This is a genomic window from Saccharopolyspora sp. NPDC045839 (assembly GCF_056431645.1).
The window spans coordinates 502,461-512,105 of record NZ_JBWKKH010000001.1 but is presented as its reverse complement, the minus strand read 5'-3'; the positions used below and the strand labels follow the sequence as shown (position 1 = coordinate 512,105).

General features: G+C 70.2%; 5 protein-coding genes. 3 read left to right on the top strand and 2 right to left on the bottom strand.

Annotated elements, in window-relative coordinates:
* Positions 1–19: 19 nt before the first annotated feature.
* Together AC07EQ_RS02120 and AC07EQ_RS02115 are read right to left on the bottom strand one after the other, a co-directional pair.
* Positions 20–913: an ArsR/SmtB family transcription factor gene (locus AC07EQ_RS02120; protein WP_478386094.1), complete on the bottom strand. Its 894-nt coding sequence runs from the start codon at positions 911–913 to the stop codon at positions 20–22.
* A gap of 253 nt (positions 914–1,166) precedes the next feature.
* Entirely contained in the window at positions 1,167–1,526 is a 360-nt protein-coding gene (locus AC07EQ_RS02115) for a hypothetical protein (RefSeq protein ID WP_478386093.1), read from the bottom strand.
* A gap of 414 nt (positions 1,527–1,940) precedes the next feature.
* Between AC07EQ_RS02115 and AC07EQ_RS02110 the strand changes: the two genes are divergently transcribed.
* The 3 genes from AC07EQ_RS02110 (at position 1,941) to AC07EQ_RS02100 (ending at position 9,640) form a co-directional block, all read left to right on the top strand.
* Positions 1,941–2,726: a thioesterase II family protein gene (locus AC07EQ_RS02110; protein WP_478386092.1), complete on the top strand. Its 786-nt coding sequence runs from the start codon at positions 1,941–1,943 to the stop codon at positions 2,724–2,726.
* Positions 2,727–2,736: 10 nt separating this feature from the next.
* A complete protein-coding gene (gene ccrA, locus AC07EQ_RS02105) occupies positions 2,737–4,002 on the top strand; it encodes a crotonyl-CoA carboxylase/reductase (protein ID WP_478386091.1) in 1,266 nt (421 codons plus the stop codon).
* Positions 4,003–4,372: 370 nt separating this feature from the next.
* Positions 4,373–9,640 (top strand): type I polyketide synthase, encoded by a 5,268-nt coding sequence (locus tag AC07EQ_RS02100; protein WP_478386090.1) that lies wholly within the window; start codon positions 4,373–4,375, stop codon positions 9,638–9,640.
* The last annotated feature ends 5 nt before the right edge of the window (positions 9,641–9,645 follow it).

Sequence of the window (9,645 nt, the reverse complement as noted above, 5' to 3'; positions counted from 1 at the left end):
CCCGTGCCTGCCGTCCGCCTTACCCGGCCGAGTCGGCGAGGTGCGGCAACCGGCTGAGCCCCGGATGGCCGACTCCCCGGTGATCACCCGGCGCGACCGCGCCGGGCTGGTCGTTGGTGCCGACGAGTTCCCGCCCGAGCGGGGTGAGGCTGTGCAGGACCGCCTTGCCCAGCCGGGTCGAAGTGATCAGGCCGGCCTCGCGCAGGATGGTGGTGTGCTGGCTGGCGGAAGCCAGCGACGCGTCGATCTGCCGGGCGAGACCGGAGGTCGAACTGGGCGTCTGCAACGCCAGCAGGACCTGCGCGCGCGTGTGCCCGAGCAGGGCGGCCAGCCGCTTCGACGCGTTCTCCCCGCCACCGCCGGGGCGCACGCCGTTCGCCGCCTTGTGAGCGGGGTAGACGAGCACGGGCGGGAGCCCCGGGTCGATGAAGGTGATCGGGTTGCCGAAGCAGAAGTACGACGGGATCAGCGTCAGGCCGCGGCCGTCGAGGTGCAGCGTCCGGTTCTCCGGGTAGTTCGTCTCCAGGACCGGCCAGCGCCATTTGATGGGGGCGGGGAGTGAGTTGAACAGCTTCTCGGCGCCCCCGGTCGTGAGGTGACGTGTCCGCAGCACGTGGTCTTCGGTGACCTGGTGGTGGACCTTCGGCCAGTGCGGGCGGATGGCGGTGTTGAAATAGTCCCGGAGGATGTTGCAGAGCTTGTTGAGCGCGGCCCGGTCGCCGTCGGACAGCTTGCGGACCCAGGGCGGCGCGCTCTGCTGCGCGAAAGCCGCGGAAAGGTCGTTGCTGAGTCGGGTCTGCCCGGCGGACAGGATGCTTCCGAGGCCGGCCTCGAAGTCCGGCCCGGCGGTGACCGGGGTGAGGAAATCTGGGAAGTTCCCCTTGACGGGAACCAGCGAGGACACAAGATGCATTCGGGTGGATAAGCCCGTGTCGCGTAACCTGTGTCGCGCCCAGCCCCGCCACGCGAGTTGCGTCGGCCAGGTGACGTGTCCGCGGAGGACGTGCAAGCTGAGCGCGAGTTCCCACATCGGATCGGGCTGTTCCGCAATGCGGATGCGGAGAACATCTTTGGGTGTGAAATAGATCCTAAGCATAACGATACTCCAACACGGTGATCAACTATCAAGGTAGATCCATTCGTAGTAATGCGATTCCTTTCGTTGATCAAGTTGCGGGAGTCCATTCGGCACAGTTCGCGGTTTTGTTGACTCCTGTAGGAGTTTCGCGGTTTCGGACGGGCGTGGAACGGCCGCCGGATTGTTGGGTCGTCTGGCGATGGGAATAAATGTGAATGAAATTGGGAAGCGTTGTCGATGTTTCTGTGATAAGATGTGTCCCGCGGTGATTCAGAATGCGGAAAGAAGCAGGGCAATTGTTTTGAAAACGGAAATACCTGATCACCCTGCTGGCGGTTGAATTCAGGCGGTGATTCCGCGCGGCGTCGGCGAGCCGCTCGCCGACCGGGAAGACCCGCACCAAGATCGCCGGGGTGACGGGCATGACGGTGAGCACCGTGTTGTCCACGAGGGTGTGACGCTCGCAGCGCACAGCGCCGCGAGGATCGCTCATCGCCGCGGATGTCCCGCCGCCGAGGGTGCGGCCGGGCCGTTGTCACCCGCTTCCAAAGTGGATGGCACGTCGGCGACCCTGGTCGCTCCGGCTGACCATCGATGCCGAATCCCGTTGTGGTCCTGGGGAAAACAGCCGTGCTCGCGCTGGCCGGCAGGTGCTCGGCGGAACCCGTGGCAGCTTGTGGCCGCAAGCTTGTGCGGCGGATCGCGTTCCTCCTAGCGTCGAGATGCGCCAGCGCCGGCGTCGCAGTGCGGGTGGCCGCACCCCCCCCGAGATCAGCAGCCCCGCGAAGACGACCACGCCCTGCAGGTGGGTGGTCGCCGGGTCGAAGTCCACCGTGATGGCCGAACTGGGAGGCACCAACGCATGAGCACGGCCGTGACCGAAGGTGGCAAATGGATCCGGTGCTTCGACGCGGAATCCAGCGGTGCCACCAGGTTGATCTGCTTTCCGCACGCGGGCGGCTCGGCGTCGTTCTTCCGGCCCCTCTCGATGCGGCTGGCGCCGGAGGTCGACGTGCTGGCCATCCAGTACCCCGGGCGGCAGGACCGCTACCGAGAGCCGGTGATCACCGAGATCGGCGAGCTGGCCGACCGGATCGCGACCGAACTGGCCGCGCTGCCGGGCCCGCCGCCGGTCTACCTCGGCCACAGCATGGGCGCGGTGCTCGCCTTCGAGGTGGCGCAGCGCCTGGAAGCACGCGATCGCAACGGCCCGCGGGCGTTGCTGCTCTCCGGGCGGAGGGCGCCGTCGAAGAAGTACGCCGAGCGGAACGTGCACCTCAAACCCGACGACGACGTCATCGCGGAGCTGAAGTTGCTGAGCGGAACGTCCCCGGACCTGCTGGGCGACGACGAGATGCTCCGCCTGGTGCTGCCCGCCATCCGCGGCGACTTCCAGGCGGTCGAGACCTACCTGGCCGATCCGGAGTCGGTGGTGGGGTGCCCGATCACGGCCCTCGTCGGCGACGCCGACCCGCTCACCACGGTCGACGAGGTGCGCGCCTGGAGCAGGCACACGAGCGCCGCGTTCGAGGCGAAGGTCTTCGCCGGCGGCCACTTCTACCTGGCAGAGCGCCAATCCGAGGTGATCGAGGAGATCAGGAAGCAACTACGACACCTGTCGGCCCCGGCCGACGCGAGTGGCAATTGAGGAGAAAGCCATGACGAAGTCGCTCTACGAGATCGGTGAGGTGCCGCCGCTGGGCGAGGTCCCGGAGCGGATGTACGCGTCGGTGATCCGCCAGGACCGGTTCGGACCGCCGAAGCAGGCGTTCCAGATCGAGGTCGTCGACGTGCCACGGGTGGGCCCCGGCGAGGTCCTGGTGTACGTGATGGCGGCCGGGATCAACTACAACAACGTGTGGGCGGCGCTGGGCATCCCGTTGGACGTCATCGGCATGCGGCAGCGCCTCGGGCAGCCGGAGGACTTCCACATCGGCGGCACGGACGGCGCGGGTGTGGTGTGGGCGGTCGGCGAGGGCGTGCGGCACGTCAAGGTCGGCGACCACGTGGTGCTCTCCGGCGGGCAGTACGACGAGAAGGACGAGGACATCCGGTTGGGCGCGGACGTGGCGACGTCCAACAGCGGTCGGGCGTGGGGGTACGAGACCAACTACGGTTCCTTCGCGCAGTTCTGCTTGGTGAACGACTACCAGTGCCACCCGAAGCCCAAGGACGTGTCGTGGGAGGAGTCCGCCAGCTTCATGCTCTGCGGCTCCACCGCCTACCGGCAGCTCTTCGGCTGGCACGGCAACACGGTGCAGCCCGGTGACCCGGTGCTGATCTGGGGCGGGGCGGGCGGCCTGGGCTCCATGGCCATCCAGCTGGTCAAGATGGCCGGTGGGGTCCCGATCGCGGTCGTCTCCGACGAGGCCCGCGGCGAGTACTGCCTCCAGCTCGGCGCGAAGGGCGTCATCAACCGGCACGAGTTCGACCACTGGGGCCGGTTGCCCGCGGTGGACGACGTCGAGGGCATGACCAAGTTCCTGCGGGGCGCGCGGGGCATGGGCAAGAAGATCTGGGAGATCCTCGGGGAGCGGAAGTCGCCGCGGATCGTCTTCGAGCACAGCGGGCAGGACACCCTGCCCACCTCCATGTACCTGTGCGACAGCGGCGGCATGGTGGTGATCTGCGGCGGCACGACCGGCTACAACGGCGACATCGACCTCCGGCACCTGTGGATGCGCTCCAAGCGGCTGCAGGGTTCGCACGGCGCGAACGCCCGCCAGTTCCGCGACGTCGTCAGGCTGGTCGATGCGGGCCTGCTCAACCCGTGCCTGTCCACCTGCGAAACGTTCGAGGACATCGGCTCCCTCCACCAGTTGCTGTTCGACAACGCGCACCCGATGGGAAACATGGCCGTGCTCATCAACGCCCTGGAACGCGGCACGAACACGATCGACCTGCCGGCCGCGGCCGCGGCCTGAGCGCTGGGGACGAGCGCGGGTGCACGCGCACCGGTGTGCCCGCGTTCTCCCGATTTCGTTGTGCCGCAATGACTATTCCGAACTGGAGGCGAGTCGTGCCGTCGCGCTGTGGCAGCTTGTGGCCGCCTTCCTTGCGAACCGGATCGGGCCGGACGTAGCGTCCCGTTTCGCCGACCTCGGCAACTCGCACACGTTGGAGGAGGCACGACCGCAGCGGCGAGGAAGTCGTCCGCTTCAGCGGAAATCCTCGCGTGCCCGGCCGGTTCTCCGCGGCGGTTCCGCGAAATCGGGGTGAGATAGCAGGAACTGGCGTGCCGGCGGTGCGCCCCCATGACCGAACGTCCCCGAGCCCACTAGTGGAAGGTATCTGGTGAACACTCAGTCGGCGGCCGTGGCCGAGTTGCGGGACCTGCTGGCCGGGGAGACCGGCGATCGCCAGGACAGGATTCTGCTGAACCTGGTGCGAGCGCAGGTGGTCTCCGTGCTAGGCGGCGGTCTGCCCTCGCGGATCGCCGAGAGCAAGCCCTTCCGGGACATGGGGATCAAGCGGGAGGCGAGGGAGGAGCTGCGGCAGGAGCTTTCGCGGGCCACCGGAATCGCCCTGCCGCCGACCTTGCTCTTCGATCACCCCAACCCGATGTCGGTCGCCCGCTACCTGCGCGAGCGCATCACCGGCCGGTCGGGAGCGGAGTCCTCCGCCACGGCGCACGCGGAGGTGCGGTTGGACGAGCCGATCGCGATCGTGGGGATGGCGTGCCGGTACGGGGGTGGCGTGTCGTCGCCGGAGGACCTGTGGGAGTTGGTCGCCGGCGGTCGTGACGCGGTGACGGGATTTCCGGTGGATCGAGGTTGGGACCTGGAAGGTCTTCACGACCCGGACCCCGACCACGCAGGCAAGTCGTACACCCGCGCGGGGGTTTTCCTCGATGACATAGCCGGATTCGACGCCGCGTTCTTCGGCATCTCGCCCCGGGAGGCCGCGGTGATGGATCCGCAGCAGCGGCTGCTCCTGGAGACGACCTGGGAGGCGCTGGAACGGGCCGGCATCGACCCGACGAGCCTCGGCGGAACCAGCGCCGGCGTGTTCGTCGGCACCAACTACCAGGACTACCGGTACGCCTTCGACGAGATCCCGGCGAGCAGCGAAGGCTATGTGATCACCGGGAACGCGGCCAGCGTGAAGTCCGGCCGGTTGGCGTACGTGCTGGGACTGCACGGGCCGGCCGTCACGGTCGACACGGCGTGCTCGTCGTCGTTGGTGGCGTTGCATCAGGCGTGCCAGGCGTTGCGGTTGGGCGAGTGCGACCTCGCGATCACCGGCGGCGCATCGGTGCTTTCGACGCCCGAGGGTTTCGTCGAGTTCTCCCGCAAGCGCGTCCTTTCCGTCGACGGCCGGTGCAAGGCGTTCGCGGAGTCGGCGGACGGCACGGGCTGGGGCGAGGGCGTCGGCGTGCTCTTGGTGGAGCGCCTGTCGGATGCGGTGCGGCATGGCCGGAAGGTGCTGGCGGTCGTCCGCGGCAGCGCGGTGAGCCAGAACGGTGCGTCGAATGGCTTGACGGCGCCGAACGGCCCGTCGCAGGAGCGCGTGATTCGGGCGGCGCTCGCAAGCGGGGGCCTGTCGGCGTCGGATGTGGATGCGGTGGAGGCGCACGGGACCGGAACTCGGTTGGGAGATCCGATCGAGGCGGGGGCGTTGCTGGCGACCTACGGCGAGGGCCGCTCGTCGGAGTGGCCGTTGTGGCTGGGGTCGGTGAAGTCGAACATCTCGCACACGCAGGCCGCTTCGGGTGTTGCCGGTGTGATCAAGATGGTCATGGCCATGGAAAGCGGCTTGCTGCCGAAGACCTTGCACGTGGACGAGCCATCGTCGCATGTGGACTGGTCCTCGGGTGCGGTGCGGTTGCTGGTGGACGAGCGAGAGTGGCCGGAGACCGGCCGCCCTCGCCGCGCGGCGGTGTCATCGTTCGGGGTCAGCGGCACCAACAGCCACGTCATCTTGGAACAAGCCCCCGCCCACGCCGAGGAGGCCGCCGGCGAGGCGCTCCCCGCGGTGCCGTGGGTGCTGTCCGGCCGGACCGAGGACGCACTGCGCCAGCAGGCGGCGCGGCTGCTGGCGCGGGTCGAGCGGGACCCGGAACTGGACCTGGCGGACCTGGGTGCCGCACTGGTGCGGAGCCGATCGACCTTCGAGCACCGGGCGGTCGTCGTCGGGACGGAACGCGCGGACCTGCTCGCCGGGCTGGCGGCGCTCGCCGATGGCGAGCCGGCGCCCCACGTGGTCCACGGCGTCGTCGGTGACGTCGACACAGCGCCGGTGTTCGTGTTCCCCGGACAAGGGTCGCACTGGGTGGGGATGGGCCGGGAACTGCTCGATTCTTCGCCGGTGTTCGCGGAATGGATGGACAAGTGCGGCGCGGCGCTGCGGCCCTGGGTGGACTGGGACCTGACCGACGTGCTGGACGACCAGGAGGCGCTGACGCGGGTCGACGTGGTCCAGCCGGTGCTGTGGTCGGTGATGGTGTCCCTGGCGCAGGTGTGGCGCTCGCACGGCGTCGAACCGGGCGCGGTGGTCGGGCACTCGCAGGGCGAGGTCGCCGCCGCATGCGTGGCCGGTGCGCTTTCGCTGGAGGACGGTGCGCGGGTGGTGGCCTTGCGCAGCCAGGCGCTGGCACGGCTCGCCGGGAAGGGCGGGATGGTGTCGGTGATGGCGCCGGCCGACCGGGTGCGCGACATGATCGCCCGGTGGGGGGATCGCCTCGCCATCGCGGCGGTCAACGGCCCGGCGTCGGTCTCCGTCTCCGGCGACGACGGCGCGCTGACCGAGCTGGAGCGCGAGCTGTCCGCGCAGCGCGTGGTGCGCTGGCGCGTGCCCGGAGTCGACTTCACGGCCCATTCGCAGCACGTCGAGGCCCTGGCCGAAGAACTGGAACGCGCCCTGGCGCCGACGGAACCGACGACCGCGCGAATCCCCTTCTTCTCCACGGTGGAAGTCGACTGGCTCGACGGCCCGGAGCTCGACGGCGGCTACTGGTACCGGAACTTGCGTCGCCAGGTCCGGTTCGGCGACGCCGTCGAGGCGCTGGCCGAACGGGGGCATGCCGCATTCGTCGAGATCAGCCCGCACGCCGTGTTGACGGCGGCGGTGGAGCAGAACCTCGAGGACATGGGCGATCAGCTCTTCGTCGCCGCCACTCTCCAGCGCGACATGGGCGATCTGAGCCACCTGTACCGCTCCATGGCCGAAGCCTTCGTCGTCGGCATCCCGGTGGACTGGGAGCGACCGTTCGCGGGATCGGCCCGTCGCGACGTGGACCTGCCGACGTACCCCTTCCAGCGGCAGCGGTACTGGCCCGAGAAGCAGCCGGCGGCCGGAACCACGCCGGTGAGCAGCGGGTCACCGGCAGAGCAGCGGTTCTGGACCGTGGTCGAGGGCGAGGACGTCGCGGCGTTGGCGGCGACGCTGGGAGTTGAGGCGACTGGAACGCTGCAGGACGTGCTGCCGGCGCTGGCCGCCTGGCGCCGCCGGGACTGCGAGGCCACGGTGCTGGACGACCTGCGGTACCGAATCACTTGGGAGCCGACCGAATTCGAGACCCGCCGACTGTCGGGGACGTGGCTCGCGCTGACCTCCGAAGGCGACGCCGACGAGAAGTGGGCGACCGCGGTGCTGGACGGTCTGGCCGACCGCGGCGCCGTCGTGCTGCCGTTCGGGATGCCTGCCGGGATGCGGCGCGGCGAACTGCTCGACCGGCTCCGCGCCACGCTCGCCGACGCCGGGCTGCGGCCGTCGGACGTTTCCGGGGTGGTGTCGCTGCTCGCGTTGGACGAGACCGCCGACCCGGAGCACCCGGGTGTCCCTGCGGGAACCACCGGGACGCTGGCGCTCATCCAGGCCCTCGGCGACGCGGAGGTGGGCGCACCGCTCTGGCTGCTGACCCGGGGCGCGGTCTCCACCGGTGCCCCGGATCCGCTGGTTCGCCCGCTGCAGGCGTTGACCTGGGGCCTGGGCCGGGTCGTCGGCCTGGAACACCCCGAGCGGTGGGGAGGATTGGTCGACCTACCGCCGGAACCGGACGACGGCGTGCTCGGGCAGCTGGCCGGGGTGCTGGGCGCGGCCGACGACGAGGACCACATCGCGATCCGCGACTCGGGGGCGTTCGTGCGCCGCCTGACCCGGGCCCGGCTCGGCGAGCGGACCGGAACTCGTGCCTGGCGCCCCCGGCCGGACGGAACCGTGCTGATCACGGGCGGCACCGGCGTGCAGGCCGGGCACGTCGCCCGCTGGCTCGCCCGCAGCGGTGCCGGTCACCTCGTGCTGCTCGGCCGCCGCGGCGACGCCGCGCCCGGCATGGCCGAGCGGGTCGCCGAACTGGAGGCGCTCGGCGCCGAGGTCACCGTGGTGGCCTGCGACGTGCGGGACCGGGAGGCGCTGCGCGGAGTACTGGCCACGATCCCGGCGGAACGACCGCTGTCGGCGGTCGTGCACGCGGCCGGGATCGGCCGGTTGCAGCCGCTCCCCGACACGAGTCCTGCCGACTTCGCGGAGATCGCGGAGGCGAAGGCCGTTGGCGCGCGGCATCTGCACGAGCTGACCGAGGATCTGGACCTGGACGCGTTCGTCCTGTTCTCCGCGATCACCGCGACCTGGGGCGTCGGGCGCCACGGCAGCTACGGCGCGGCGAACACGTACTTGGAGGCGCTCGCGCAGCACCGCCGAGCTCGCGGCCTGCCCGCGACCGCGATCGCCTGGGGCGGCTGGGCCGGGGACGGCATGGCGGTCCGCGACGCCGCCGAGGACACCTTGCGTCGCCGCGGGCTTCCGTGGGGTGCGTGGGCCGAAGCCGGTTCGACGATGCAGGAAGCGGCGGACGAGACGCTGCGCCGCTGGGGCGTCCACGTCATGGCGCCGGAACTGCTGATCACGGCGCTGCAGCAGACTCTCGACGCCGACCAGACGCTGGTGACGATCGCGGACATGGATTGGGAGCGCTTCGTCACCGGCTTCACCCTGGCCCGCAGGCGCCCGCTGCTGGACGAGTTGCCGGAGGCGCGGCAGGCGATCGAGGCGATGAGCCGCCCCGCCGCGGACGACGCCCGCGGCGGGGAGGAACCGGCGTCGCTGCCGCAACGGCTGGCGTCCGCCTCGCGGCACGAGCAGGACCGGCTGCTGCTGGAGTCGGTCCGCACGCAGGTCGCCGAGGTGCTCGGGCATCCGTCGCCGGAGGCCGTGGACCCCGGGCAGACGTTCCTCGCCATGGGCCTGGACTCGGTGACCGCGGTGCAGTTGCGCAACGGACTCGGGGCCGTGATCGGCCAGCGGCTGCCGGCCACGGTGGTGTTCGACTACCCGACCACCACTGAGCTCGTGGCCTTCCTCCGCACCAGGCTCGTCAAGGACGACCCCACCCCGGCTGCCAAGGCCCTGCTGGAGATCGACGGCCTGGAGAAGGCGCTGGCCGACGGCTCCTACGGCCCGGCGGAGCGCCGCGCGATCGCGGCGCGCCTCGCCGACCTGGCCGGGAGCCTGGGGGGCGCCGCTGCGGAGTCCGATGCGGACGGAAATGGGGTCCGCGACCTCGAATCCGCCGACATCGGCGAGATGTTCGACATCCTCGACAGCGAACTGGACACGCCCTGAGCTCG